Source organism: Bacillus sp. SG20033, from assembly GCF_044570195.1.
GTDB lineage: Bacteria > Bacillota > Bacilli > Bacillales > Bacillaceae > Bacillus > Bacillus subtilis.
On sequence record NZ_CP172606.1, the window covers coordinates 3,112,309 to 3,139,058 of the forward strand.

General features: G+C 45.6%; 26 protein-coding genes. 7 read left to right on the top strand and 19 right to left on the bottom strand.

Annotation, left to right across the window (positions count from 1 at the left end):
* The first annotated feature begins 10 nt into the window (after positions 1-10).
* Positions 11-328 carry a PepSY domain-containing protein gene (locus tag ACFVP7_RS16460; protein ID WP_396582501.1) on the top strand — a complete coding sequence of 106 codons (318 nt, stop codon included), beginning with the start codon at positions 11-13 and terminating at the stop codon, positions 326-328.
* 52 nt (positions 329-380) lie between these two features.
* Here ACFVP7_RS16460 and ACFVP7_RS16465 read toward each other — a convergent pair whose 3' ends face one another.
* From ACFVP7_RS16465 to trmB, 3 genes are all read right to left on the bottom strand, one after another.
* Positions 381-2,081 (bottom strand): NAD-dependent malic enzyme, encoded by a 1,701-nt coding sequence (locus ACFVP7_RS16465; RefSeq protein WP_103803267.1) that lies wholly within the window; start codon positions 2,079-2,081, stop codon positions 381-383.
* Between the two features lie 82 nt (positions 2,082-2,163).
* Entirely contained in the window at positions 2,164-3,009 is an 846-nt protein-coding gene (locus ACFVP7_RS16470; protein WP_183163639.1) for an MBL fold metallo-hydrolase, read from the bottom strand.
* A gap of 69 nt (positions 3,010-3,078) precedes the next feature.
* Complete coding sequence (gene trmB / locus ACFVP7_RS16475) at positions 3,079-3,720, bottom strand: tRNA (guanosine(46)-N7)-methyltransferase TrmB (RefSeq protein ID WP_014477684.1); 642 nt, start codon at positions 3,718-3,720, stop codon at positions 3,079-3,081.
* A 206-nt stretch (positions 3,721-3,926) separates the two neighbouring features.
* On the opposite strand from trmB, the gene ACFVP7_RS16480 reads away from it, so the two are divergent.
* Positions 3,927-4,205 (top strand): YtzH-like family protein, encoded by a 279-nt coding sequence (locus ACFVP7_RS16480; RefSeq protein WP_003237926.1) that lies wholly within the window; start codon positions 3,927-3,929, stop codon positions 4,203-4,205.
* Here the strand turns inward: ACFVP7_RS16480 and ACFVP7_RS16485 are convergent, their stop codons facing one another.
* From ACFVP7_RS16485 to thpR, 5 genes are all read right to left on the bottom strand, one after another.
* Positions 4,206-5,003, bottom strand: coding sequence for a phosphotransferase family protein (locus ACFVP7_RS16485; protein WP_009967993.1), 798 nt, complete (start codon positions 5,001-5,003; stop codon positions 4,206-4,208). It abuts the gene before it with no gap.
* A gap of 179 nt (positions 5,004-5,182) precedes the next feature.
* Entirely contained in the window at positions 5,183-7,339 is a 2,157-nt protein-coding gene (gene pulA / locus ACFVP7_RS16490; protein WP_396582507.1) for a type I pullulanase, read from the bottom strand.
* A gap of 25 nt (positions 7,340-7,364) precedes the next feature.
* Positions 7,365-8,294: a diacylglycerol kinase family lipid kinase gene (locus ACFVP7_RS16495; RefSeq protein ID WP_003229243.1), complete on the bottom strand. Its 930-nt coding sequence runs from the start codon at positions 8,292-8,294 to the stop codon at positions 7,365-7,367.
* A gap of 48 nt (positions 8,295-8,342) precedes the next feature.
* A complete protein-coding gene (locus ACFVP7_RS16500; RefSeq protein ID WP_338730689.1) occupies positions 8,343-9,257 on the bottom strand; it encodes a hypothetical protein in 915 nt (304 codons plus the stop codon).
* A gap of 25 nt (positions 9,258-9,282) precedes the next feature.
* Positions 9,283-9,834, bottom strand: a complete 552-nt coding sequence (thpR, locus tag ACFVP7_RS16505) for an RNA 2',3'-cyclic phosphodiesterase (RefSeq protein ID WP_338730690.1) — start codon at positions 9,832-9,834, stop codon at positions 9,283-9,285.
* A 148-nt stretch (positions 9,835-9,982) separates the two neighbouring features.
* On the opposite strand from thpR, the gene cysK reads away from it, so the two are divergent.
* Positions 9,983-10,918, top strand: a complete 936-nt coding sequence (gene cysK, locus ACFVP7_RS16510) for a cysteine synthase A (protein WP_003229237.1) — start codon at positions 9,983-9,985, stop codon at positions 10,916-10,918.
* A 33-nt stretch (positions 10,919-10,951) separates the two neighbouring features.
* Here the strand turns inward: cysK and pepV are convergent, their stop codons facing one another.
* Positions 10,952-12,343, bottom strand: coding sequence for a dipeptidase PepV (gene pepV, locus ACFVP7_RS16515; protein ID WP_396582510.1), 1,392 nt, complete (start codon positions 12,341-12,343; stop codon positions 10,952-10,954).
* Positions 12,344-12,439: 96 nt separating this feature from the next.
* On the opposite strand from pepV, the gene pbuO reads away from it, so the two are divergent.
* Positions 12,440-13,738 carry a hypoxanthine/guanine permease PbuO gene (pbuO, locus tag ACFVP7_RS16520; RefSeq protein ID WP_014480583.1) on the top strand — a complete coding sequence of 433 codons (1,299 nt, stop codon included), beginning with the start codon at positions 12,440-12,442 and terminating at the stop codon, positions 13,736-13,738.
* Between the two features lie 38 nt (positions 13,739-13,776).
* Here pbuO and ACFVP7_RS16525 read toward each other — a convergent pair whose 3' ends face one another.
* A complete protein-coding gene (locus ACFVP7_RS16525) occupies positions 13,777-14,934 on the bottom strand; it encodes an ABC transporter permease (protein WP_338730692.1) in 1,158 nt (385 codons plus the stop codon).
* Positions 14,931-15,641 carry an ABC transporter ATP-binding protein gene (locus tag ACFVP7_RS16530; protein ID WP_338730693.1) on the bottom strand — a complete coding sequence of 237 codons (711 nt, stop codon included), beginning with the start codon at positions 15,639-15,641 and terminating at the stop codon, positions 14,931-14,933. Before ACFVP7_RS16530 ends, ACFVP7_RS16525 begins: the two co-directional genes overlap by 4 nt.
* A gap of 289 nt (positions 15,642-15,930) precedes the next feature.
* Here ACFVP7_RS16530 and ACFVP7_RS16535 point away from each other — a divergent pair, with 289 nt between their 5' ends.
* A complete protein-coding gene (locus ACFVP7_RS16535; RefSeq protein WP_003152337.1) occupies positions 15,931-16,152 on the top strand; it encodes a DeoR family transcriptional regulator in 222 nt (73 codons plus the stop codon).
* A 121-nt stretch (positions 16,153-16,273) separates the two neighbouring features.
* Here the strand turns inward: ACFVP7_RS16535 and ACFVP7_RS16540 are convergent, their stop codons facing one another.
* Together ACFVP7_RS16540 and murJ are read right to left on the bottom strand one after the other, a co-directional pair.
* A complete protein-coding gene (locus tag ACFVP7_RS16540; protein ID WP_017695479.1) occupies positions 16,274-16,993 on the bottom strand; it encodes a pseudouridine synthase in 720 nt (239 codons plus the stop codon).
* A 68-nt stretch (positions 16,994-17,061) separates the two neighbouring features.
* The gene (gene murJ, locus ACFVP7_RS16545) at positions 17,062-18,696 is read right to left on the bottom strand and encodes a lipid II flippase MurJ (protein WP_014480588.1); all 1,635 of its coding nucleotides are present in this window, start codon (positions 18,694-18,696) and stop codon (positions 17,062-17,064) included.
* Between the two features lie 202 nt (positions 18,697-18,898).
* Between murJ and ACFVP7_RS16550 the strand changes: the two genes are divergently transcribed.
* Both ACFVP7_RS16550 and opuD read left to right on the top strand, forming a co-directional pair.
* Entirely contained in the window at positions 18,899-20,161 is a 1,263-nt protein-coding gene (locus ACFVP7_RS16550; protein WP_338734170.1) for an NAD(P)/FAD-dependent oxidoreductase, read from the top strand.
* A gap of 188 nt (positions 20,162-20,349) precedes the next feature.
* Positions 20,350-21,888 (top strand): glycine betaine transporter OpuD, encoded by a 1,539-nt coding sequence (gene opuD / locus ACFVP7_RS16555; protein ID WP_338730694.1) that lies wholly within the window; start codon positions 20,350-20,352, stop codon positions 21,886-21,888.
* Positions 21,889-21,924: 36 nt separating this feature from the next.
* Here the strand turns inward: opuD and ACFVP7_RS16560 are convergent, their stop codons facing one another.
* The 6 genes from ACFVP7_RS16560 to rmgP form a co-directional block, all read right to left on the bottom strand.
* The gene (locus tag ACFVP7_RS16560; RefSeq protein WP_003223398.1) at positions 21,925-22,107 is read right to left on the bottom strand and encodes a sporulation protein Cse60; all 183 of its coding nucleotides are present in this window, start codon (positions 22,105-22,107) and stop codon (positions 21,925-21,927) included.
* A gap of 67 nt (positions 22,108-22,174) precedes the next feature.
* Complete coding sequence (locus ACFVP7_RS16565; RefSeq protein ID WP_338730695.1) at positions 22,175-22,834, bottom strand: YesL family protein; 660 nt, start codon at positions 22,832-22,834, stop codon at positions 22,175-22,177.
* A gap of 21 nt (positions 22,835-22,855) precedes the next feature.
* Positions 22,856-24,142, bottom strand: a complete 1,287-nt coding sequence (locus ACFVP7_RS16570) for a Gfo/Idh/MocA family protein (RefSeq protein ID WP_128993295.1) — start codon at positions 24,140-24,142, stop codon at positions 22,856-22,858.
* 11 nt (positions 24,143-24,153) lie between these two features.
* The gene (gene rmgS / locus ACFVP7_RS16575; protein WP_338730696.1) at positions 24,154-24,657 is read right to left on the bottom strand and encodes a rhamnogalaturonan transport/degradation protein RmgS; all 504 of its coding nucleotides are present in this window, start codon (positions 24,655-24,657) and stop codon (positions 24,154-24,156) included.
* Positions 24,654-25,775 (bottom strand): unsaturated rhamnogalacturonyl hydrolase, encoded by a 1,122-nt coding sequence (rmgQ, locus tag ACFVP7_RS16580; protein ID WP_338734171.1) that lies wholly within the window; start codon positions 25,773-25,775, stop codon positions 24,654-24,656. The genes rmgS and rmgQ overlap by 4 nt, the downstream gene beginning before the upstream one ends.
* 7 nt (positions 25,776-25,782) lie before the next feature.
* The gene (rmgP, locus tag ACFVP7_RS16585; RefSeq protein WP_338730697.1) at positions 25,783-26,748 is read right to left on the bottom strand and encodes a polygalacturonan/rhamnogalacturonan ABC transporter permease; all 966 of its coding nucleotides are present in this window, start codon (positions 26,746-26,748) and stop codon (positions 25,783-25,785) included.
* Between the last annotated feature and the right edge of the window lie 2 nt (positions 26,749-26,750).

The window sequence follows — 26,750 nt, forward strand, 5'->3', positions numbered from 1 at the left end:
GTGCTTTATTTTGAAATTGCGTCATCTTCTTTTAGGAGCAGGACTTGGAATTTGTACGGCTGTCGTTGTGAAACAATGTGTGATGAAGCCTTATATTTCTTCAGAAAAAGCGCTTCGAATTGTAAAATCTGCTTTTAAGCAGCGGGGCCCGATTGACGGATCATGGATTTACACCCAGCCGGAGCCTTACAATATTAACGGAGAAACGGTACAGGTATACAAAACCGGCATTACACGATCAGCTTTCGGAGAATTAGAACAGTATGAAGTCATGGTGGATGCGAAAACGGGAGAAATTGTTGATGTCATTGATACAATCGCCTCTTAACACCGGACAAGCAAAAAATAGAAGCCGCTGCCAACGCAGCGGCTCTTTTTAATTATATCGCGCGAATCGGTTTGTATACCGGATACCACATCGCATCCTGCACTGCCTGTATAATGTCTTCAGGCTCTTCCGTAGCAACGCCTTCCTTAATCGCGGTTTTTGCGACTTCAACCGCAACGGTTGCCGAAACAGTGCGCAAATCTTCAACTTTCGGAAGCATCGGCGCGCCAGGCACCCCGACATTGACCATACCTGCGATTGCCCGGGCACATGCTTCAAACATGCCGTCGGTAATTAATTTTGATTTGGTAACAATCGTTCCAAGACCGAGACCAGGGAAGACAAGCGCGTTGTTTGCCTGCCCGATATGATACGTAACTCCGTTATATTCAACTGGCGGGAACGGGCTTCCTGTCGTGATCAGCGCACGGCCTTCTGTCCATTCGATTAAATCCTCCGGCTTTGCTTCAGAAAGAGTTGTCGGATTTGACATTGGCAAAATCGCCGGCCGTTTTACATGTGACGCCATTTCTTTTACAATTTCTTCAGTGAAAGCGCCGGAAACCGTAGATGTGCCGATCAGGATCGTCGGTTTCGCCTGCCGGACCACTTCAAGAAGATCAATGCCTCCGCCGTCTCCGTTCCGCTGATAATCCTTCACTTCATCAGCCGAACGAGCATACGGCTTTTGGAAATCAAGAAGCTGATCCATATCATCTGTTAACAGCCCGTTCCTGTCTATGCACCAGAAGCGCTTGTATGATTCTTCTTCACTCAGTCCCTCGCGCACCAATGCTTCCCGCAGCTGTTCGGCAATTCCGATTCCTGCCGTTCCCGCTCCGAATATAACAACTCTGTGATCTCTCAGCGGAACTTTAGACGCTTTTGCACAGGATAAGACTGCGGCCAAAGAAACAGCGCCAGTTCCTTGGATATCATCATTGAAGGTACACACTTTGTCTTTATAGCGTTTCAAAATGCTTCGCGCGTTTTTCGCCCCGAAATCCTCCCAATGCAGCAATGCATTCGGAAATGTTTCTCTCGCCAGCGCAACGTAGTCGTCAATAAATTGGTCATAGCGTTCGCCGCGCACTCTGGAATGCTGGTTGCCGACATAAAGCGGGTCGTTCAAGAGGCTCTCCTGATTTGTCCCCGCATCTAAAACAACAGCCAGCACTCTGCTCGGATCAATGCCCGCAGCCGCTGTATAAACCGCCAGCTTGCCAATAGAAATCGCGATTCCTCCGACGCCCCAGTCACCGATTCCTAAAATTCCTTCTGCATCAGTTGCAACAATTAAATCGATCGTATCGCTTTGATCTTTATACTGTTTAAATGCTTCTTTCATACCGTCCGGGTCATCGATTGACAGATAGAGCCCTCGTGGTTTTCTGTATTCATGGCTGTATCTCTGGATTGCCGTTCCGACTGTCGGTGTGTAGACAATCGGGAGCATTTCCCCTAAATGGTCATTTAACAGGCGGTAAAACAGCGTTTCATTCCGATCGTGCAGCGCAGTTAAATAGACATTTTTGCTCAAATCGTCAGGCTGTGCGGAATATTGTTCATACGCTCTTTTCGCCTGATCGTCAATTGTTAATACCTTGGGCGGCAGAAAGCCTTTTAAACCAAGTTCTTTTCTTTCTTCCTCAGTAAAAGCAACACCTTTGTTCAAAAAAGGAACAGAGAGCACTTCAAGGCCTCTTAATGTTGTTTGAATGTCTCCTTCGTTTGTTACTTTGAATTGTTTCACCCTGCCTCTTCCTTTCTGAGCATAATTAGTACTAGGTTTGCATTATTAGCCGGAAAACATGCAGGGTAAACATAAAAATATGCTATTGCTTCATTCGCTTGACTGAATCTTTGATGCTTCCGTCCTCATCCCATTGAAGCGCGCGATATTCGGCATCATGATAAAAAATAAACCAAGCGTCTTTTTCTGCTGCGAACGCCTGCCATTTCTGCTTTTGCGGGATAGAGGTCATCGGATAATCATCGTAAGCCAGCACCCATAGCGGATTGCGGTGGGCATGTGTCGGCATCAGATCTGCCATATGTACGGCAGTTTCACCTGCATCCTCGCATATCAGGACACTGTGTCCGTCGCTATGGCCTCCGGTGTGATGCAGTGTAATACCCTCTGTGATCGTTAAGGTGTCTTCAAAGGTTTTGACTTGGCCAGCTACAGCCTCCCAATTTTCTTTCCAATACGTATTTTTCGACCTGATATTCGGATGGCGCATTTCGTCCCATTCAACAGCTGATGTATAAATCACTGCATTCGGAAAGACAGAGACGAGCCGTTCACCTTCATATTCCGTTAAACCGCATGCATGATCAAAATGAAGGTGTGTCATTGCGATCACATCTATATCGGCAACCGTTAATCCGAGTGCAGCTAATGAGGGTTTCACATTCGACTCTTGTGTCACGCCATAGTTTCGTTTTTGTTTATCAGTCAGCTTGCCGGACCCAATTCCGGCGTCAACGATGATATTGAGCCCATCCTTTTGAATCAAAATAGGGTCTGTTCTTAGTTCAATCTGGTTTTTTTCATTGACTGGATATTTTTTAGACCAAAGCGGCTTTGGCACAACGCCGAACATGGCGCCTCCGTCCATATGCGTCACGCCTCCGTCAAGCCAGGTCAACGTGATGTTTCCAATTTTCATTGTTTCCATTTTCATCCCCCCTGTCATCATGGTAGCAAACGGCCCATAAAAAAAACAGACTCCTGTCAGAGTCTGTCTTTACGTTCTCCATTCAACCTCAGCCCGATAGATCGGCTGGCCGAGTGCAGAGAATTTTTCTTCATATTCTGTCATAATATTGCCTTCCAGATTGCTGTTATGCAAATCGAGACTGACGTATGTCAGCAGGAGGCCGTACTCAGAGAAGCTCTTCAAAGAGTACTCAAACAAACCTCGGTTGTCCGTTTTAAAATGAATCGCTCCGCCTTTGCCCATTACATCTTCATATTTTTTGAGGAAGTGGGAATATGTCAGGCGGCGTTTTTCATGCCGTTTCTTCGGCCAAGGATCAGAAAAGTTCAAGTAGACCCGTTTCACTTCCCCCGGCTCAAACACATCCGTCAGCGTGTCCGCATCTATATTCAGAAGCTTTACATTCTGCGCTTCGCTGTCTTTTACTTTTTGGACGGCTGTCACGATGACGCTTTTAAATAACTCAATACCAATATAATTGATGTCGGGATTTTGTTTGGCCATACCAGAAATAAATTGGCCTTTTCCTGTACCAACCTCGATATGGATCGGATTGTCGTTGCCAAACACTGTGTTCCATTTCCCTTTATAATCAGCAGGATTGCTGATGGCAATATCTGCGTTTTCAGCCAAAAAGTCATCAGCCCAAGGCTTGTGGCGCATTCTCATATGATTGACACCTCTATCTATTATTTCGACTAACAACATACCATGAATTAAAAAGACCCGCAAGCTCGTTTTTCCAGTGTATCTCTCTTAAGGCCGAGCGCATAAAAAAAGAGGGTCCCGTCTGCTGGAACACTCCTTTCACATGTATAAAAACGCTCTGTTTTGAACAATTTAACCCGTATGATACTGAAGGGATGTGTACCGTTATGGGTTTACATTATGAGCATCAAGTTCATTTATTGAAGGATATATTGACTGACCATCAATTGGACTGCTGCGGAACAGTCGCAGAGTACGAGCAGCTTGAGCGTGTGATTAAATCACTGATGGCAAACACCGAGCTTGATTCAAATTTCAAAAACGTGCTTGAAGATGTTTACCGCTACAGCCAATCAGGAATATCGTCCAAATCCATCGACTCACACATACAAGAGCATCAGAACAGCCTGTCTCAATGGGTAGAGCAAATGGATTCGTATTCCTGATTAATCAACAATTCGTTTCATAAGGATATGCAGCTCTTCCATTGCATCATGAAATTCCTTGTCATTGCCTTTTGCTTTATGCCAGGCAATGAAAGTAATTGTTTCAGATAACACATACCAAGCCATTCGCAACCGAAGGCTTTCTGTCAGCTCTATGCCGTACATGCTCAGCCAGCTCTCCCAAGCTGGCTTTTCGACGTAGTGGTACAGCAAAGGCCCGAGGTCCATCGCCGGATCAGCGATCATGGCGCCGTCCCAGTCAATTAAATACAGCTGGTTGTCTTCAGACAATAGCCAGTTATTATGATTGACATCACAATGGCAAACGACTTTCTCACCGAAATGCACTTCATGCAGGTGTTCTTCCAAATACTTGATCCCTTCTTGAATCAGCGGCGAAGATTGCTGCACAGCAAATACAGCCTGCTTCAGCTGAGACAAAAGAGCCCCCGGGTTCAGCGGTTCTTTTCCAAGTCTCTTCAGCATGTCCAGCAAGGCTTTTGATGTGTGTATTTTACGAAGCAATTCAGCAACGGGCCGTCCGCTCATGTCTTTAGGCTTCAGCTCTCTGCCGGTCATCCAGTGCTGGGCCGTAATGACGTCCCCATTTTCCATCCGTTTTGTCCAAACCAGCTTCGGAACAATGCCTTCGGCGGATAAAACAGCTAAAAAAGGTGAGCTATTACGTTTTAAAAAAAGCTGCTGCCCGTTATGTTTCGCATAATATGCATCTCCTGTAGCTCCTCCGGCGGGGAAGATCTCCCAATCGCTACCTAGTAATTGTCCCAACCAGTTCATATCAATGTTCAACCCATCATTTCTTAAAATATTTTAGAATTAAGGCTAATCGTTTCTAGTCTATCCAGCGAATGCCTTTTTCGTACGAATCGTATGAAAATAAAAAAGACAGCTATTGAGAGTCTCATATGCTAATCAATAGCCGTCCTTTAAATTTTAGCGCTATAGCACAAACTTCGTCAAGCAAAACTCTTAAGATCTGATGCTAAATATAAGATAACCGTTCCGATGCCGTTTACTGCAACCGTTTTCTTGATTTCTGCCGGGTCTTCCTGAAATCCTGATGGATCACATAAAAGCCGATAAGGTATGTCGTTTGGCAGCCTCCACTCGACGGAGTCTGGACTCGCGTGATGGATAACAATGATATCTTTCCATTCGTCAACCTCGTCAAGATCATAAAGCCTGTATGCGATAAGGTGTTCTTTTAGCGTCAAGCATTCAAGATGGCGCCGGATGTCTGCAGCGGACCTAAGACGGAATGCAGGATGCGCTTTTCTCAGCGAGATCAGCCTGCGGATATAGTGAACATCTTCTTTGAATGTTTCACGGCGATCCCAGTCGATCTGGTTGATGCTGTCACTGGATTGATAGCTGTTTTCCACTCCCTGCTTCGTCCGGAAAAATTCCTGACCGCTGTGAATAAACGGCACCCCTTGGGCAAGCAAAATAATTGCGGCTGCAAGCCTTTGCCTGCTTCGCTTTCGGCTGTCATTTTCTTGAGGAAGCGCGAAGCTCATTTTATCCCAAAAGGTGTGATTGTCGTGTGATTCGACATAATTGATGGACTGGCTTGGTTCCGGAACAATCGGTGCTAATGCCTTCCATCCGGAAGACCCGGCAATTCCATGCATCACAGCTTGTGCTGATTCACTGCTGCCGAGCGCAAACCCTGCTGCCATAAGGTGAAAGGTGTTCCCTTTTACAGCGTCACGAAACATATCATTAAAAAAACCGATGCCCGGCATTCTTGGCGCGTTCGCCAAAGCAGCTTTCTGTTCATGCGGCAGCGGTGTAGACAGATCCCATCCTTCTCCAAAAAGTAGGATGCCAGGCTTTGCCTTAGTTGCTTTCTCTTTCATATAAAGCACGGTGTCAATATCTAAAATGCCGAGGAGATCAAAGCGGAAGCCGTCAACATTGTATTCTTCAAGCCAATAGACCACGCAATCCGCAATGAATTTTCTTGCCATCCTTCTTTCTGATGCAATATCATTGCCAACGCCGGTGCCGTTTGATGGCATCCCACATTCGTCGTGCCGGAAAAAATAACCTGGCACTGTCTTTTCAAAGGGGGAATTCTCCCTCTTATACACATGGTTAAAAACAACATCCAGAATGACTCGCAGACCGTGCTGATGCAGGGTATTGATCATTTGTTTCAGCTCTGTTTTTCTCGTTTGAGGATCATGAGGGTTTGAGGCATAGCTTCCCTCCGGGGCAAAGAAATGAAGCGGGTTATATCCCCAATTGTATGAATCAAGCGGCTTCTCTTCATCAACTCCGGCAAAATCATTCACCGGCAGAAGCTCCACATGTGTAACACCAAGCTCTTTTACATACGCCAGTCCCGAAGAACTGCCATTTGCGGTTTGTGTATCAGTTTCCGTCAGCGCTAAGTATTTTCCCTTGTTTATCATGCCGCTGTTTTCATGGATGGAGAAGTCGCGAAGATGCGTCTCATAGATGACGGCATCCACAGGGTGTGAGAATGGTTTAAGAGGAGCAGTCCATTTCATTTGATCCGGGCGCAAGACGACGCCCTTCTCTCCATTTACAGTCACAGCCTTTGCATACGGGTCAACGGTTTCCATCCATTCTGAATTGTTGCAGATGCAAAACAAATACTCATATCCGTGAAGGTCACCTGTGACCGTAACGGCATAGACGCCTTTTTCCAACCGAGTCATTTGGAATGTGCGCCCGCTTTTATTGGGGTGTGAAAGCTTGACAGCAGCTGAGGTTGCAGCAGGCGCCCATACTTTAAATACGGTATGATCCGCGGTATAAACGGCGCCCAGCTCTCCGTCATAATAAAATTCGTCATCAAACGCAGACGTCCGGATGACCGCGCCAATTTGGAGATCCGTTTTGTGGCCGCTGGATGCTCTGACGCAATGGATTTTTCCAAATGTCACAGGATGGTCGGATACGCAGATGTACTTGTATTTTGCTTCAAGGGAGTATTCCTCCCTGACAGCCAGAGGAAAAACTGTTGTTTCTGTCTCAAGCCGAAACGGCGGTGTCATGATTTCCTTTTGTTCAGCAGGAATCAGAACAGTAATGATATTCATGTCATCGACATACGCTTCGAAGCTGCGGCGAATGCTGACCATCGGAAGCTCTCTCCTCCAAACACGTTTATGTTTTGATTCTTAGGGGTGAAGGACTAGATGCCAGACGAAACGGGGTAGTGCCCATGATTTCACCGTCAGCATGGAACGGGATTTTGTCCTTCGTGTAAAACGTAATGTCCTTCGCTTTAAACATCGTAACGCCATCCATCTTTGTATGTTTTCCAAATGCCATGAGACATAAAAGCCAATATTTTTTCAAAAACGGCTGGTTTTCAACGATTACGATATCAAATGTCTTCTCGCGCGGATTTGCTAGGGGCGCCGCCTTCATGCCTCCCCCGTAAAACGGATGGTTGGATACAACGGCAAACCAGACATCATGAAATTCGCGCGTCTCGTCTTCCGTCGTACAAGCTAACGTAAACGGCTTAAAGGTTGCCGAAGCGTGCAAATGAGAAAGCGGATACACCAGAAATCGAAGGCGGAGAAAAAGAAAAACCCGTCTCAACGGAAATTCCATCGCCTTTTTATTGACATATGCGTCAAACCCGATCCCGATATGATTCATAAAATAAAGAATCTGTGATTTATCCTGAAGGAAATTGACGCTCCCTAAATGAAAGGTTCTTGTTAACGGGCGCTTTACCTTCTTGATTTCCTGTATCAGATCGATTTTTTTAATAGAGAATCCTCGCGAAAAATCATTATACGCGCCCGCCGGCACAAAGCTCAGCTCAATATCGTCAACATCTTTCAGCCCGTTGACAACTTCATGCATGGTTCCGTCTCCGCCAATGACGATCAGGCGCTTCAGCTTATATTCTTGTATCGTTGAAATCTGTCTGGCGAGCACCTCGGCGTGTCCCGGATGTTCAGTTAAAAATGAACGGTGCTCAACCTTTCGTTTGATCAATTCTTTTTGAATGGACTTCCAAACACGCAGGCCGTTTCGATGTCCTGCTGTCGGGTTAATAATAAAAAACCAATGGCTCATCTTTCTCACCTGCTTATGTTATGAGAAAACCGCTCAAATCGTTCTCTTTTACTCCAGCCACTCCTGTCTGCGATAGGAGTCAGACATGCAGTAAGACAATAGAGCCTTTGCAGCCTTTACCTGATGATGTTTGATCGGAGCAGTGTTTTTCTTCTGCCGCTCAATCCATTCTTCCGCGCTCCGCTTATCCGCTATTTCTAAGCCGTATGGCGGCTCCGGGTAATCGATGTACGACGTTCTGCTCAGAAGCAATTTTCGAACCGGAATCTCAGCCTGTTTTTCCTTTACGATCTTCGACACAACCGAGTCCGTACGAAACAGGTTAAGCCCTGGATTTAACACTGATGCAGTCTGAGAGGCTGTTTTCTTGTCCCAAAAACGATTTTTAGACCCTATGTAGACACTGTCTTCCTCAGCCTCTAAAAAAGAAACGCAATAAATTTCCAGAGGAGAAATAATCACAATGCTTAATTCAACCGCCGCCTGCTGAATTTTCAGCACAGGCTTATACATAATAAAATAAGAATCAGGCAGCTGCTGGGTCAGATAACGCAAAATGCGGTCCTGCTTCACCTGGTTTGAGAGTTGAGATATTTCTGAAAGAGTAGAGCTTGCCCATTTGAGCTGAAAATCATATAAATGTCTTTTATAAAAAGAAGCAAGCGCCACCCTGCTCTTCGGGAGCCTTACATGAATATCTTCTTCGTCCTCAAACCATTGGTGTCTCTCTTCTTGTATATCGGCTTTTATCTCTTCTTTTCTTCTTTTCAATGAAAATTTTTTTCGTTTCTGCACCGGTTCCGGTTCTTCAGCACTAGCTTGCCTTTCTTCATGCTGGCGCTCCGCTGCTTCTACTAGTGAAAGCCAGCGCTCTTTTTTCAGACGTACAAACTGGTTGATATAATGGTACGGATCAAGCTCATATCTCGATATATAATCATGAATTTTGATGATTTGTGCCATGTTTGTTTCTCCACTCCGCAATGAATTAAGATAATTGAAATTTGAATATTTCCTCGTATTTTGGTGATTGGTTCAAGTGTATTTGAAAGAGCGAAAATCGTTCAGCCATCATCGAAACCTCGCCGCTTTCAAACGGAACATGAGCTGGAAATCCATCTTCGCCTGTCCATTTTCTTGCCAGCGTCATATGAGGATGATACGGTCTTTTTTCCACTTGAAAGCCGGCCTGAAGTACAGCCTGCTTCGTATGTTCCCGCAGTCTTTCAAGCGTTTTGTTTTTCTTTGGCTCCAGATGTAAAACGCGCGGCCTTCTGCGGTCGCCGAATACATCTATCTTGCCAAACTCAATTGAAAATGGGTCAATTTCTGAAGCAATCTCTGCTAGCGAACCTTCAAGCTTCTTTATTTGTGTCTCATCCGCCGCTCCGAGAAAAATTAACGTGATATGATAGTCAAGCGGGTGCACCCATTTTTGAAACGTCAATACCGGTTCGTTTTTCGCAGCCTGGTAGATCGGATTTGCAATTCCCTCAGGTATGGGAACGCCGATGAAATAATGAGGCCGTATATCTGGCATCCGTCTGACACTCCCTTCTTTGACAGCTATTATTTTATCAATAAAGAGGCTGTGCGGATAGAGGAACAGTGTATGAAAACACTCTCGCACAAACGTTTATTATGTTAGGATATTATATGACACTTGTTTTATTCAGAAAGGAATGACAATGTTGAAAATCGTTGCAAACACAGCTGATCTGATAGGAGACACACCGCTAGTGAGATTGAATCGGCTTCAGCCGGAAAATGCGGCACAAGTCTATTTAAAGCTTGAATTTTTCAATCCGAGCGGCAGTGTGAAAGACAGAGCCGCTTATCAAATGATCATAGAAGCTGAACAAAACGGTTTACTCAAGCCGGGATCAGTTATTATAGAGCCGACAAGCGGAAATACCGGAATCGGGCTCGCCATGAATGCGGCAGCACGCGGATATAAAGCAATCTTAGTGATGCCTGATACGATGACGAAGGAACGGATCAACCTGCTTAAAGCTTACGGTGCAGAGGTTGTATTAACTCCCGGAGAGGAAAGAATGCCGGGCAGCATCAAAAAAGCGAAGGAGCTTGCCGAACAAATTCCGAACAGCTATATTCCAATGCAGTTCGATAACACTGCCAATCCTGATGCGCACCGGAAAACAACAGCGCCTGAAATCGCCCGGGCAATAGAGGAAATCGGAAAACCGCTCGGCGCTTTTGTCGCCTCCTCTGGAACGGGCGGAACCATTACCGGAACAGGTGAGGCGCTCAAAGAGCTTTTTCCGGATATCACGGTTCATGTTGTTGAGCCAGCGGGTTCGCCTGTATTATCCGGCGGAAAACCTGGCGCGCATAAACTAGTAGGAACGAGCCCAGGCTTTATACCGCCGATTTTAAATGAAGACGTTTATGATGAAATTATCAAAATCTCCGATGAAGACGCGTATACAACGACAAGACGGCTTGCTGCTGAAGAAGGAATTCTTGTCGGTCCTTCATCAGGCGCTGCCTGCTTCGCGGCAATCGAAACAGCGAAACGCCTCTCTCCTGACAAAGTTGTGGTCTGCATGACAGCTGATACAGGAGAACGGTACTTATCAACTGATTTATGGTCATTTATTTAAAAATAGGACTGGCTTCAGCAGAAGCCGGTCCTTTTATTTTGCAAGCTCGTAAATGGCCTGAGCATATAACGCTGTCGATCTCAGCAGGTCATCAATTTCGATATATTCATCCTTTTGGTGTGCGCTGTCAGGGCGTCCGGGGAACAGCGGGCCGAACGCGACACCGGCTTTTAAGGATCTCGCATATGTCCCCCCGCCGATTGAGATTAAGTCAGCTTTTTTACCCAGCTGGCCTTCGTAAACCTTTTGCAGGGTTTTGACTAACGGATGATCTGCGGACACGTGATGCGGCTTGCTGTCTTTGAATTCTCCCAGCTCAAATTCAGATGCGCTTTCGAATGCATCGCGGATCACTTTGCTTTCCGCTGTCACAGGATAGCGAATATTGATCCCGAGCTCGCCTCCTTGCCCTTCTTTATAGCGCAGTGTTCCGACATTTAATGTCAGCTCACCGCTGATTTCATCCTCACAGTCGATGTCCAGTTTCTTTCCTCTTGTATCACCTGAGAACTTATCTGTCACAACTTGCACAAACTGCTTTCCTGCATCGTCAAGCTCAGTTTGCTGGAGAAATTCGCACAATAAAATGCCGGCATTGATCCCATTGTTCGGTTCCATTGCATGGCAGGAAAGACCGTACATACGCAAAATGAGCTGTCCGTTCTCTATTGCAGCTTCCCCTTTTTGATCCGTCGTGCGGAGCATGTCTTTAAATGAAGACAGAATCTCTTCTTTTTTCGGCCCTTCAATGACAGCTTCCGCAGCGTCGGGCACCATGTTTAAGCGAAGGCCTGATTGAAACGAGACAAGCACTGCCTTTGGTTCTGCTTGATTTGGGCGGTGCGGTATAAGTAAAGAAGCATCGATGATCCCTTTTTCCGCATTAATGATTGGAAAATCGGCGTCAGGCGCAAAGCCCATTGTTGGCATTTCTTCATGCTTGAAATAATGCTCTACGCATCTCCAATCACTTTCTTCATCTGTTCCGATAATCATTCTGACTCGCTTGGACAGGGGCAAATTCATGTCTTTCACGATTTTCAGCGCGTAGAATGCCGCCATTGTCGGGCCTTTGTCATCAATGGCGCCCCTTGCATAAATCCGTCCGTTGCGGATTTCAGCTGAAAATGGATCACTCGTCCATCCATCTCCCGGCGGCACGACGTCAACATGGCAAAGTACGCCGATAATGTCATCGCCCTCTCCCCATTCAATATGACCTGCGAAGCCATCAAGATTTTTTGTTATAAATCCTTCTTTTTCTCCAAGCTCCAGCAATGAAGTCAGGCTGGCGTTTACCCCTTCTCCAAACGGTTTACCGGGTCCGGCGGTTGTTTCGTCCATGACACTGTTGATTCTCAAAAATTCCTGCGTATCACGAATTAAATCCTCTTTTTTTCTGATCACTTCAACTTCCCAGTTCATAATGATCCCCTTTCCGCAAGAAATGACTTGCAAAAACCAAATAAAACGAATAATATTAATGGTGTTTTGTTAAAACGTTCGTAATTGGAGGATACTATGTTTCATCTAAAAGAGCAGCAAACATCCATAAAGCAAGAAATCATAGCAGGGCTGACGACCTTTTTCACAATGGTCTATATCGTCGTGGTCAATCCGGTCATTCTGGCTAACGCCGGGGTTCCTTTCGACCAGGTGTTCACCGCAACGATTATTGCCTCCATTGTCGGAACGCTGTGGATGGCCCTGGCAGCAAATTATCCGATTGCTATTGCGCCCGGCATGGGCTTGAACGCTTATTTAGCCTTTCATGTCGTAAGCGCAAGCGATGGCGGCATCACGTACGCAACAGCTTTCAGCGCAGTATTTACAGCAGGGGTTCTCTTCATTATTCTATCGTTAACGCCTTTAAGAAAACAACTTATAGAAGCGATTCCAAACAATTTAAAATACGGGATCACAACAGGGATCGGGCTGTTTATTGCTTTTATCGGTTTGCGTCAAGCGGGCATTGTGGCAGCTGATGAGTCAAACCTGGTCACTCTCGGCAATCTGCATTCACCTGGTGTTATCTTAACGCTGGTTGGCCTTTTGATCAGCGTGGTCCTGATGGTGCTGAATGTAAGCGGCGCTTTATTTATCGGAATGGCAGCTACCGCTTTGATCGCCTTTTTCACCGGTCAGCTCCATTTTCCAAAGGGATTTATGTCGCTTCCTCATTTGCCGGAAGGATTGATGATCTCAAATCCATTTACCGCTTTTGGCGATGTCATTCATCACGGCCTGTACGCTGTCGTCTTTTCTTTTCTATTAGTCACCATTTTTGATACGACAGGCACGATGATCGGAGTTGCCGAGCAAGCCGGGCTGATGAAAAACAACAAGCTGCCGAACGTGCGAAAAGCGCTGCTTGCTGATTCAACCGCGACGACAGTAGGAGCTGTTTTCGGCACAAGTCCGACGACCGCATTTATCGAATCTTCCGCCGGTGTCGCAGCCGGGGGAAGAACGGGGCTTACGGCTTTGACTGTCGCGGTGATGTTTGCGGCTTCAATGTTTTTCAGTCCGCTTGTCAGCGCCTTGTCCGGTATAGCCGCCATCACTTCTCCTGCTTTGATTATCGTCGGCAGCCTGATGATGGGCTCAGTTTCCAATATGAATTGGAAAGAGATGGACGAGGCATTTCCTGCGTTTCTCGTCATTCTAGCCATGCCTTTGACCTCGAGCATTTCTACAGGAATCGCGCTTGGCTTTATTTCGTATCCGATCGTAAAAGCAGCGCGGGGAAAATGGAGAGAGATTCATCCGCTCGTCATCGTTTTCGCCATTCTGTTTTTCATCCAGCTGTTTATTTTATAATGCATACAGAAAAACCCAAACGTCGCCGTTTGGGTTTTTTATGTAAACAATAAAGAGACAGCGGCCGCTAAAAAACAACAGGCGGCAAACGTATAGTGCAGGATATTGATACAGCTTTTTCTGGCCCGATAATATTCATCACTTTCCTTATCGGTGCCAATTAAAAAAGGGGCATCCATGACCTTGTCAAAAATAAGCATCAGGATATAACGGCAAACCCCTGTATATACCAGCAGCGCAATCACCTTCAGCCAAATTGGGGAAACAAATATGAGAACGGTGAAAGCTGACAATAGCATGTACATCTGCCTCGCATACTCGCCATTCCTCAGCATGACTTTAAAAAACAATTCCTTATAGCCTGTGCAGATCGTTCGCCTTTTAAATATCCTTTTTGAATTTCGGTATAATAACGGTTTTCTTCTCATCCTGTCTTTTACTTTTGGCATTCCCGCCTCCTGACTCATCATCATCACAAGTCCTGCAAGGGCAAGCCTGTTTTTTTTCTCTTCAGTCACCTCAGCTTCAAAAGCCGTGAACGAAGCCGTCTTTTTCAAACTGCGGATAACTGAGAAAAGCAAAAATAAAATGCCAAAAAGCGCAAGCAAATGCCGCTCAGTAAAAACAATCAGGATAGCAGAACCAGCAAAAAGAATAGCTCTGACAAGGATATCGCCAATCCATCTCGAAATAGAGCGCGGCTTTCTGATCCTGTCTTGCTTTAAGGATAAAAAGAATATATGAAGGCCAAACAAATAACACAATAGAGCAGTGCTTTCTGCGAATGTGATGTGAACAGAATGACTGATCAAGGGAAGGACAATAAAAAAGAGAAGCAGCCATTTTGCCATCGTGACCAGAAAAGAATACAAAAGCGCGTACCGTTTGAGCTCATAGATGATTTCTTTCTTTTGCAGCAAAAACACTTTGTCCGCTTCCATTAAAAATGTACGAATCGAGCCTGTAAACATGATCAGCCCACACACAGCGTACAGCCATCTCCACTCCGCCACTTCAGACCACTCATAAAGAAGGCCTCTTCCATTCATCAAATCAATATACTGATAGATGACAAAAGCCATCGCCGGCAAAACAATATAGAGAGCGACTGTCCAGTCAATGACCGCATGCAACACTTTAAACTGATACTTGTAATAGTCAAACAGCCTTCGAAAAAAGAGCGTACGCCCGTTCATGGCCGATCACCTTGAACTGCCTTATAAAAACAGTCAAGCAATGACTGCCCCTCTAATCCGGTCTTGTCCTGAATATCTTTTAACGTGCCTTGGAGAAATAATGAACCTTTCTCAATCATATAAAACCGGTCACAGATTTTTTCCGCGGTATCGAGTACATGCGTGCACATAAGAATTCCGGCTCCACGTTCTTTTTCAGCCTTAAGCATGTCCACAAAGCGTTTCGTCGATATCGGATCAAGGCCGATAAACGGTTCATCAATCACATACATATCCGGCTTAGAGAGAAAGGCCTGGATAAGCATTAGTTTTTGCTGCATGCCCTTCGAAAAGGTGACAGGAAGCTCATGTTTGACATGATCAAGCGAAAACGTCTGCAGCAGGCTTTGGGCCCGATGCGCAAATTCCCTCTCTTCAATGCCGTGAAGTGTGTTGATCAGATCCCAATGCTCCCACAGCGTCAGTTCTTCGTAGAAGGACGGATGCTCCGGAATATATGCAAATGAACAGTCGTTCCAGGCAATACGCCCTTTAAAATCTTCTGAAAGGCCGAGTATCGCCTTGATTGCGGTGCTTTTTCCGGCGCCGTTAGCTCCGATCAGTCCAACTAGTTCCCCTTTTCTGACTTCCAGAAAAACATCGGTGAGCACTTTTTTTCGGCTTGTATACCCGGCCTGCTCTATCGAAGCCTCAAGTAATTTTGTCAAATCTCACCCACCTCCAAAATTTACTACGAAACAGAATAAAAAAAGTTTCTTTAACCATAATAATATTGAGCCGAAATACATAGTAATCCAACAAGGATGGCTGCCCAACTAAAATTGGAAAAAATTAATAGGAGTTATCCCTAGATTCATCACTGCAATATCGTGTATAATGAGGGCGAATTATTTTAACAATTACAGATGTCTGCCTTTGTTGCTATTTCGTACGCAGTTGATAGTCGTGAGTTGTGGTTAGTCAAGTCCATCCGATCTTATGATAGGGAGTGGTTTTTTGAAACCTTCAACAAACCGTATGCTAACTCGAATCAAATCAGTTTACATGTTTATCCAAGAAAAAGGTCTTGTGACAACACAGGAACTGGTTGACGAATTCGGCATTACACCTAGAACGATTCAAAGAGACTTAAATGTGTTGGCATATAATGATCTTGTTCATAGTCCAAGCCGTGGCAAGTGGGAGACAACGAGAAAGAAAGTAAAGATTACCTCATAAATTGAAAAATTACATAGGGCCGCCTGAGAGCGGCCCGATAGATAATAGGGCGAAGAAACTACTGAGCCTTGTTTTTGTGTGCTTATAAATAAAACCCCGCATTCGGTATGCGGGGTTTTTGTCATGCTTGCGGCTCATTGAGCAAATGAAGCTCTTCCTCTGTCAGCTCACGGTATTCTCCGGGTGCCAGAGCGGGATCTAGGGAAACGCGTCCCATCGAAAGCCGTTTCAGATAAACCACTTCATTGCCAACTGCCTTTGCCATTTGCTTGACCTGATGGTATTTTCCTTCTGTAATTGTCAGGTATATCACGGTATTGCCACTGTCGTTTGTTTTGATTTCCGCTTTTGCCGGCTTTGTTTTATAGCCGCCCTCTATGTAGACACCCGTTTCCAAATCGGAGATGTCTTCCCGAGAAATCTGTGATTTTAAATGGACTTCATACGTTTTTGGAACATGCTTTTTAGGAGAAAGGAGCCGATGTGCGAGCTGCCCGTCATTTGTGAGCAGCAAAAAGCCCTCTGTATCTTTATCAAGCCTGCCGGCTGGAAATGGCTCAAATCTCATCTCCTCCGGCGTCAGCAGGTCGACCACTGTTTGCTGCCGGCTGTCCTCAGTCGCTGACAGCACGCCCTGCGGTTTATTCATCATAAGATAAATGAACTCTCGATAATCAACCGGTTCCCCGTATACGGTCACCTCCTGCGTATCAGGATCAACGTGCGCCTTTACATCTTTGGCAGGTTTGCCGTCGATCATCACGGCTCCAGCCTTCACAACGGCTTTGACTTCTTTTCTGGAACCATACCCGCTGTTGGCAAGCAGCTTATCAAGTCTCATTCCCAATCTCTCCTTTATAAAAGAAAGCCCGCAGCATGCGAGCCCTCAGTTTCATCATATCTAGTTCATCAGCCTGCATGTCTGCCTTTCCTTAAGAAACCTGGCAAACGGCGGCCTAAAATTTTCTGCAAAAATCCTAATCGGTAGCCGCAATACAGGTAGACAGCTCCGCCAACAGCGGCCGCGATCACCACAACAATCGCAGCTTGCAGCTGGCCATCCTGATAGGAAATAAAGAAGCCTAATACCCACTGCACGATTTTCACGGCAATACCCATAATGGCTGATAAGACAAGCATCAAAACAGTTCGTTTAACTAGTATCTTATACGAATAGCCTGCATGGCGCTTAATCATGATAAACCCATATAAAAGGGAAGCGATATATCCAAGCGCCGTCGCTAAAATCGCTCCGTCAGCCTGCATCAGCTTGATCAGCGGAACATTCAGCACAAGCTTGATCACGACGCCGATCACAAGGCTGACAACCGCAAATTTTTGCTTATTGATGCCCTGCAGAATGGCTGCGTTGACTGTAAACAAAGAGAACAGAATTGCGACTGGCGAATACCATAGCAAAATGTTTGCCCCCAGTTCAGGGTGAAGGCTCTCTGACCCGTAAAAGAACGTATACGTCGGTCCTGACAATAGAGAGATCCCGACAACAGCCGGAATAATTAAAAACAGGATCGTCTGCATCGTTTGATTAATCTGCTGATTTAACAGCTTATAGTTTCCGCTTGTAAACGATTCAGTAATCGTTGGAATTAATGTCAGTCCGAAAGCAGTTGCTAGGGAAACCGGGATCATCACGAGCTTCTGAACATATAGGGTTAGAATCGCAAGCATGTCTTGGCTGATGGCTTGATGACCGGCTTCAATCATCGCTTTGTTAAACGTATTTGTATCAATATAGTTATACAAAGGGATGGCTAGTCCGACAAAAACGTACGGAGCAGCATAGCTGAACAGCTCGAAAAACATTTTTTTGTAGCTTAGGTTTGCTGTCGGACCCGTATTCGGCATCATCGCCAGCAGGCTGCCCTTCCGTTTGTTCCAATAAATATAAAGCACGACCAGCCCTCCGAAGGCACCGATCAGCGCTGCGAAGGTTGCATAGCCCACAGCGATGACAAGGCCGCCGTTGAAAACCTTCAAAATCAAGAATGTCGCACTCAATAGAAAGATGATGCGGACAATCTGTTCAACGACTTGGGAAACAGCTGTCGGACCCATCATTTGGTGTCCTTGAAAGAATCCACGGACAAGGCTCATAATCGGTACGACCAAAAGCGCTAAGCTGACCATGCGGATGACATAAACGACATGATCAATTGTCAGGCCGTTATTATCCTTGCCTCCCAGCGATATTTCCGCAAACATCGGAGCCGATAGATACAGAATGAAAAAGGCTATCATTCCTGTGACGAGCATAACCGACATGCCCGCCTTGAGCATTTTCCTGCTTGTCTCATAATCCCCTTTTGAATTATATTTGGAAACAAATTTAGAAACAGCGGCCGGAAAGCCCATCGTAGCAATATTCAAAAATAAAGTGTATTGGTTGTATCCGTATTGAAATAATGCACCGCCTGTCGCCCCGACCATAATGCTGAAGGGAATTAAATAGACCATCCCCAGAATCCGCGATATATATGTACCGAGCGTTAATACAAACGTGCCTCTTAAAAGTTTGCTTGACATGTTTCTTCATCACCATTTTCTACGAAGATTCAACTTTTCTATTTTACCACAACTGGGCATTTAGACGGTAATAAATACAAAAGCAATCCTGTGAACATTCATGTCCGCGGCAAAAGACGTTTAAGGAGCGGCTTTCTTTCGCTATAATAGTACTGCGGACGGGGTGTCCGCACACGAAATGAAAAGAAAGTTGATGATAAAGATGAAACAATATGACGTAATCGTAATCGGCGGAGGCCCTTCAGGCTTGATGGCTGCGATTGCAGCAGGAGAACAGGGCGCTGGCGTGTTGCTGATAGATAAAGGAAATAAATTAGGACGGAAACTCGCGATTTCCGGGGGCGGCCGCTGTAATGTGACGAACCGCCTTCCTGTGGAAGAAATTATCAAGCACATCCCCGGCAACGGGCGTTTTTTATACAGCGCGTTTTCTGAATTTAATAATGAGGACATTATCAAGTTTTTTGAAAACCTCGGCATTCAATTGAAGGAAGAGGATCACGGCCGGATGTTTCCTGTGACCGACAAAGCCCAAAGTGTCGTTGACGCGCTGTTAAACAGGCTGAAGCAGCTCCGCGTAACAATCAGAACGAACGAGAAAATTAAATCTGTTTTATATGAAGATGGACAGGCAGCAGGGATTGTGACGAATAATGGCGAAATGATCCATAGCCAGGCAGTCATTATCGCTGTAGGCGGTAAAAGCGTGCCTCATACCGGAAGCACGGGAGACGGCTATGAATGGGCTGAAGCCGCGGGTCATACCATAACAGAGCTGTTTCCGACAGAGGTTCCCGTCACTTCTGGCGAACCGTTCATTAAGCAAAAAACACTTCAGGGCTTATCACTAAGAGATGTAGCCGTCAGTGTGTTAAATAAAAAAGGCAAACCGATTATCACACATAAAATGGACATGCTGTTTACCCATTTCGGCCTCTCAGGACCTGCCATTCTCAGATGCAGCCAATTTGTCGTAAAAGAGCTGAAAAAAGAGCCTCAAGTGCCGATCAGAATCGACTTGTATCCGGATATCAATGAAGAAACGCTTTTCCAAAAGATGTATAAAGAACTGAAGGAAGCACCGAAAAAAACCATTAAAAACGTGCTGAAGCCTTGGATGCAGGAGCGCTATCTCCTATTCCTGCTCGAAAAAAACGGCATCTCTCCGAACGTATCGTTTTCTGAGCTGCCGAAGGATCCTTTCAGACAATTTGTAAGGGACTGCAAGCAGTTTACTGTCCTCGCAAATGGCACACTGTCGCTTGATAAGGCATTTGTCACGGGAGGCGGGGTATCTGTAAAAGAAATTGACCCGAAAAAAATGGCTTCTAAAAAAATGGAGGGGCTTTATTTTTGCGGTGAAATTCTGGATATCCACGGCTACACAGGCGGATACAACATTACCTCCGCCCTTGTCACAGGCAGGCTTGCAGGGCTAAATGCCGGGCAATACGCCCGTTCTTAATCATTACTCTTTAAATCTCTTGCCGCCAAACTCACATTTGAACATTCCCCGCATTCATGTTAGGGTGAGACTTGTTTTGTTTCACCTGATTGCGGGGTAATTTTAAGAGAGGAATGAGCTGCCATCGTACGACCATACTAAGCCTGCGAGCAAGATATAGGCGTACACAAAAAATTAGAGGGTGAGAAATGTTGAAACATATATCTAGTGTATTTTGGATTGTGATTGCAATCACAGCTGCAGCTGTATTATGGGGTGTTATTTCTCCTGACAGCCTGCAAAATGTGTCTCAATCGGGACAAGCATTTATTACCGATTCATTTGGTTGGTATTATCTTTTAGTTGTCTCTTTGTTTGTCGGGTTTTGTCTCTTTTTGATTTTCAGCCCGATCGGAAAAATCAAACTCGGAAAGCCTGATGAAAAACCGGAATTCGGGTTATTATCATGGTTTGCCATGCTGTTCAGCGCAGGCATGGGAATCGGCTTAGTATTCTACGGTGCGGCTGAACCGATCAGCCATTACGCAATTAGCTCTCCATCAGGTGAAACAGAAACCCCCCAAGCCTTCAGAGATGCACTCCGCTATACGTTTTTCCACTGGGGTTTGCACGCTTGGGCCATTTATGCCATTGTGGCATTATGCATTGCCTATTTTCAATTCCGCAAAGGGGCACCCGGGTTAATCAGCAGCACACTGTCACCGATTCTCGGGGATAAAGTAAACGGACCGATCGGAAAGGCCATTGACTGTATTGCAGTTTTCGCCACTGTTGTCGGGGTGTCAACAAGTCTTGGTCTTGGCGCAACCCAAATTAACGGCGGTTTGAATTACCTGTTCGGCATTCCGAATGCGTTTATCGTCCAATTGGTTTTAATCATTATTGTGACAGTGCTCTTTTTACTTTCTGCGTGGAGCGGACTCGGAAAAGGAATTAAGTATTTAAGCAACACAAACATGGTATTGGCCGGATTGTTAATGTTGTTTATGCTCGTTGTCGGGCCTACAGTGCTGATCATGAACTCATTTACAGATTCTATCGGACAATACATTCAAAATATCGTTCAAATGAGCTTCAGACTGACACCGAATGATCCTGAAAAACGCGAATGGATTAATAGCTGGACGATTTTCTATTGGGCATGGTGGATTTCCTGGTCTCCATTTGTCGGCATTTTCATCGCCCGTGTATCCAGAGGCCGGACGATCCGCGAATTTTTAATCGGCGTCTTGGTGACACCTTGTATTTTGACATTTCTATGGTTCTCCATTTTCGGCGTATCAGCCATGGATCTCCAGCAAAAAGGCACGTTCAATGTAGCAAAGCAGTCCACTGAAACGATGCTGTTCGGAACACTTGATCACTATCCGCTGACAATGGTGACATCGATCCTTGCATTGATTCTGATCGCAGTATTCTTTATCACGTCAGCTGATTCAGCTACATTCGTGCTGGGCATGCAGACGTCGTACGGTTCTTTAAATCCGGCGAATTCTGTGAAACTCAGCTGGGGTATCATTCAGTCCGCCATGGCCGCTGTGCTCCTATATTCCGGAGGGCTTGCCGCTTTGCAGAACACAGCGATTCTGGCAGCGCTGCCGTTTTCTATCGTTATCCTGCTGATGATTGCCTCTCTCTATCAATCGCTCTCAAAAGAAAGAAGAGAGATCAAAAAAGCGGAGAAACTCGATAAACCGAGAAGTCCAAGAGTGAAAAAAGCATATTAACAAAAAAGATCTTTCCGCGCCTGCGGGAAGATCTTTTTATTTGCGATATAAAATAAGGGCGGAAAAACAGTAAAGCTGCTCGCCGTCTGGGTCGCACGCTGCCGAAACCGTATATTTGATATCAATCAGCTGCTCCTCCGATATCCCTTTTAAAAATGAATTGATTTCCGTCTGTAAGTCTTTTTCATGCTCTTCATCAAATACCGCTACCTTCAGCATTTTATCCGCTCTCCTTTCTCTATCAATCTATTCCGTTTGGAACAGCGTTATGATAGAGAAATGATGATTATCTCGTTTCCGGATAAAAGGCTTTCGATTCCCTCTGTGGCTCGCCGCCTTGCTGCTCCACTTTCAGCAGCACGGCATAAACAATTCGCATATGGCAGTAGCTGATAAGGCTGACGCTGAAAAAAGGGACAATGCCGGGCAGGTAAGCAAGCAAGAAAAAGAGAGCAACAGTCAGCGCAAGCATAGCAAGCGTATATTGCAAATACGCCACACTGAGCAAGAGCGAAAATTTCACATACAGACGTTTTTTCCAGTCAAAATGGACAAGCAGCGGAAACACATAAAAAAGCATGGATACGAACAAAAAGCCAAATATCATAATGGCGAAGCGCAGGATGTGCAGAAGGAAATGACTTGGATAAATGAAGGCCAAATCAATATAAATGATCACTCCGATGAGCGCCAGTACAGCGCCGAGCAGATTTGAACGAAAAAATTCACCCTTGTATTCCTGCCAAAACGTTTTGAGCACCGGAACGTTGTCCTGCCCCTGGATCCACTTCCGCATGACAGCGAATAAAGCCGCGGTCGCGGGCATGATGCCAAACACACCGAGACCGAGCAACGTAAAAAACAGCCACAGCAAGTTTGTATACGCAAATCTCATGATCCATTCGCAAAAGCGCAGCATCCGTCCCAGTGAGCCATCATGTTCCATGGCGCCCCTCCTTTTTTTGCATTATACATTCTGCATCTGAAAAAGCTCTTTCATGCCGATCGGCTTCTTTTCGGCAACCGAGCGCCACATTCCCTCACCAACTGCGATGGAGTAGGCTCCAGCTTCAGCCCCGGCTAAAATATCATAGCGGCGCAGCGGGTCTTTCCCTAAAAAAAGATCCTCAAGCAAAAGCGGATCACCTCCGCCATGCCCCCCTTCATTTTTGACCACTTGTATCGTCTGCTTTGATTCAAAAAGCGGATAGTATTCAATTGTCTGCTCAGGAAAAGCAAACGGAATTCTGGAAGGTTCGTGAAATTCATTTGATTCAATACGCCCTTTTGTGCCGTTGATCGTCAGCCGGTAGCCTTCATACGGGGCCGAAAAAATAATCGAGTAGCTTAACAGTGCGCCGCCATCATATTTGACTGCCGCCACGTACGTATCCTCGATGTCAATTTCCTCGTCAAAAATACACGCGTCAGGCCTGTATGCAGTATATAAGCTGGACTGGTCTCCTGCTTCGAGATGATCATCCTTTATAGAGGCTTTAGAGGAACGGGGATGCCACCTTGAATAGTAGTGGCATTTTTCTTTGACCCGGCACGTCCCGCAAAAACGCCCGTCTTCTTCCGGCAAGGGGTTCCACTCACTGTCCGGCCCATAGTAATTCAAGGCGCCATAAGCAAATACCTCTTCCGGATTTTGCCCGAGCCACCAATTGACGAGATCAAAGTGATGTGTTGATTTATGGACAGAAAGACCCCCGGAAAACTGTCTCGACCTGTTCCAGCGTTTAAAATAGCTGGCGCCATGATACGTATCAATATACCAATTTAAATCAACGGAGGTGACCCTGCCTATTTTTCCGTCCAGAATCATTTCTTTTATTTTCCGATGAAACGGGCTGTAGCGATAGTTAAACGCGACGGTGACTTTTCCTTCGCTTTTGGCCTCCGCTTCAAGCACCCGATTCGCATCCTGCACTGTTGTCACCATTGGTTTTTCAGTAATTACATCTGTATTCCACTGAAGGCTTTTTACAATATATGTGACATGCGTATCGTCCCTGCCTGCCACAATGACGATATCAGGCTTTGACACGCGCATCATCTCGTCAAAAGCATCTTCGCTAAACTCGGGCACGTGGGCCAGCTCGGGAAATTTCTTCTTGCAAACAGCAAAACGTTTCGGATCGGCATCCAGCAATCCCGTAATCTCATAATGAGTTGAAAACCGCTCCAACAGCGGTTTGATAAACATACTGAATGCTCTGCTGCTCAATCCGCAAAAGACGATGTTCTTCAATATCCTCACCTCTATCGGGCTTCAGTTAGTTGAGAAATCAGCTGCAGCGCTTCCTCTGTTTTTTCAGCATACACAGGAATAAACGCCGCCATATTGCGATTCAATCGAAAAGAATAGCCGTTCAGCTGTTTTTTCCCTTTTTCGATCTGAAAGGCATAGATCGTTTTTTCTCCTGTTTTTTTATTAACAGTTGTATAAGGAGATGTTTTTTTAGGAGGCAATCCGTTTAACGGCTGAAAATTTTCCGGATCATCGTAAGCTTGAAACATGTCTTCAGGCACGATGAAAACATCTCCCTCATGGGCGGTAATTTCAGTCAGCAGTTTTTCTTGAAAAGCTGGAAAGATATCGACCTTCCCGGCATTCTGCTCGACGGCCTTTTTTATTTTTTCCTGTACGCCAGCCTGCATATCAGAAAAGAGGATGACATGCATTCCGTCCGGCCTGCTTGAGCATGATGCCAAAAAGAGCACTGAGACGATCACACACAAAGCCGTACGTATCCTTCTTGTCATTTCCCAGCTGACCTAAAAAGAGTCTCCAGCTCTGTCATAGCTAAAATAAACGCGCCGGCTCCGTGCAGATCGTTTGTGCTTCTTTCGCGGCTGACATAATAGTCATAGAAACCGGCTGACGTTCCGACACATATATCTTTGACGAGAAACGCGCCGTCTTCTGATGTTTCGGTTTTATGCTGAATCAAGCCTTGATACGCTTTTAGTAGTGTTGTTTCGTAAGCTCTGTCTAAATAGCCTTTATTGATTCCTTTTGCGATTGCGTACATGTACAGGCAGGATCCTGAGCTTTCCAGCCAGTTATCGGACCTGTCTCCCTTATCAACGATCTGATACCATAACCCCGTCTCTTTGTCTTGATAGCGGCAGATGCTTTCCATCATGTCCCGCAGCGTGTTTTTCCACACATGACGGTTTGGATGCTTCTTCGGAAGCTCTTCAATCATGTCAGCAAGAGACATGACGTACCAGCCGATGGAACGTGCCCAAAATTCCGGTGAACAGCCTGTCTCTTCATTGGCCCAAGGCATTTTTTTCGCTTCATCCCAGGCGTGATAAAAGAGTCCGGTTTTTGCATCCTTCGTATGCTTTCTCATCAATGACTCCTGCAGCACGACCTGATCAAACAGCTCCGGCTCCTGCTTCAGATTGGCATATTTCAGTGCAAACGGCCCCCCCATGTATAAGCCGTCAAGCCACATTTGGTATGGATAACCGTCTTTGTGCCAAAAACCGCCCTCAGACGTCCGGTTCAGTGTTCCATATAAGCCGCGCAGCCTTTTTGCCGCTTTGACATACCGTTCATCCTTCGTCTGCTCGTATAATGGAAAAAGAATGAGACCCGCTTGAATGGCGTCCAGTTCATCTCTTCTAAATAATAGATTGCCATAATCATCGATTAAGAGATCTGCATAGGCCTTCGCATACTCAAAATACCGCTTTTCCCCGGTTGCTTCCCACAGCCGCAATACACCGCATAAGAAAACACCCTGATGGTAGTGCCAGCGGTTTGCAGGAGGCAGCTCCTCGACTGTGTACGTATTCATAATGGTTTTTGCCAATGCCTCCGCGTACGTAAGAGGTGATTTTACAGCGATTGATTGATCCATTGATCCCATCCCTTTCCTAATAAATTCCTTCCTCGCCAAATTTCTTCGCCAAACGATTCGCAAGCATGACCAAAATCAGCCCGACCGCCGCTTTAAATACACCGACTGCTGTACTGTAGCTGAATTGTCCCTGTTTCAGCCCTGCAGTATAAACGTACGTATCAAAAATTTCCGCCACTTCCCTGTTTGTCGCATTTAGCAGCAAATACACATGCTCGAAGCCAAGCTCCAGCGTGTCTCCGATTTTCAAAATCAGCAAAACGACGATAACGCTTTTAATGGCGGGCAGCGTAATATGCCACATTTGCCGCAGCCGTCCCGCTCCGTCCATTTTCGCCGCTTCATACAGCTGGGGGTCAACCGCTGTAATGGCCGCCAGATAAATGATCGTCGACCAGCCCGCTTCCCTCCAGATAACCTGCAGAATATACAGGGGCCGGAACCATTCTTCGTTCAGCAGAAAATTGATTTTTTCACCGCCAAAAAACACAATCAGTTCATTAATCAAGCCTCCGTCTACCGTTAAAAGCACAAACGAAAGCGATACAACAATGACCCAAGACATAAAATGCGGGATATAAATCAGCGTCTGAACAAATTTTTTAAAGAGAGCAATCCGCACTTCGTTCAATAGAAGCGCCAGCAGTATCGGCACCGGGAAAAATATGGCCAGGTTCAAAGCAAATAACACGAGCGTGTTTTTTAACAAGAGAAAAAATGTAGGCTCAGTAAACAGCCTGATAAAATGCTTCAGCCCCACCCACTCACTGCCCAAAATGCCGAGGAACGGCTGATAATCCTGAAACGCAATCACAATTCCCCACATCGGGACATACTTAAAAAGCAAAAAATAAATACACCCCGGCAAAATCATCAAGTACAAATATTTTTGCTGAATCAGCTTACTTAGTAAGCGCTTTCTTTTTTCTTTTTTAAAAATGACTGTATCAACAGCCGGCGCTTGCGCTGCTGCTGTTTTCATTT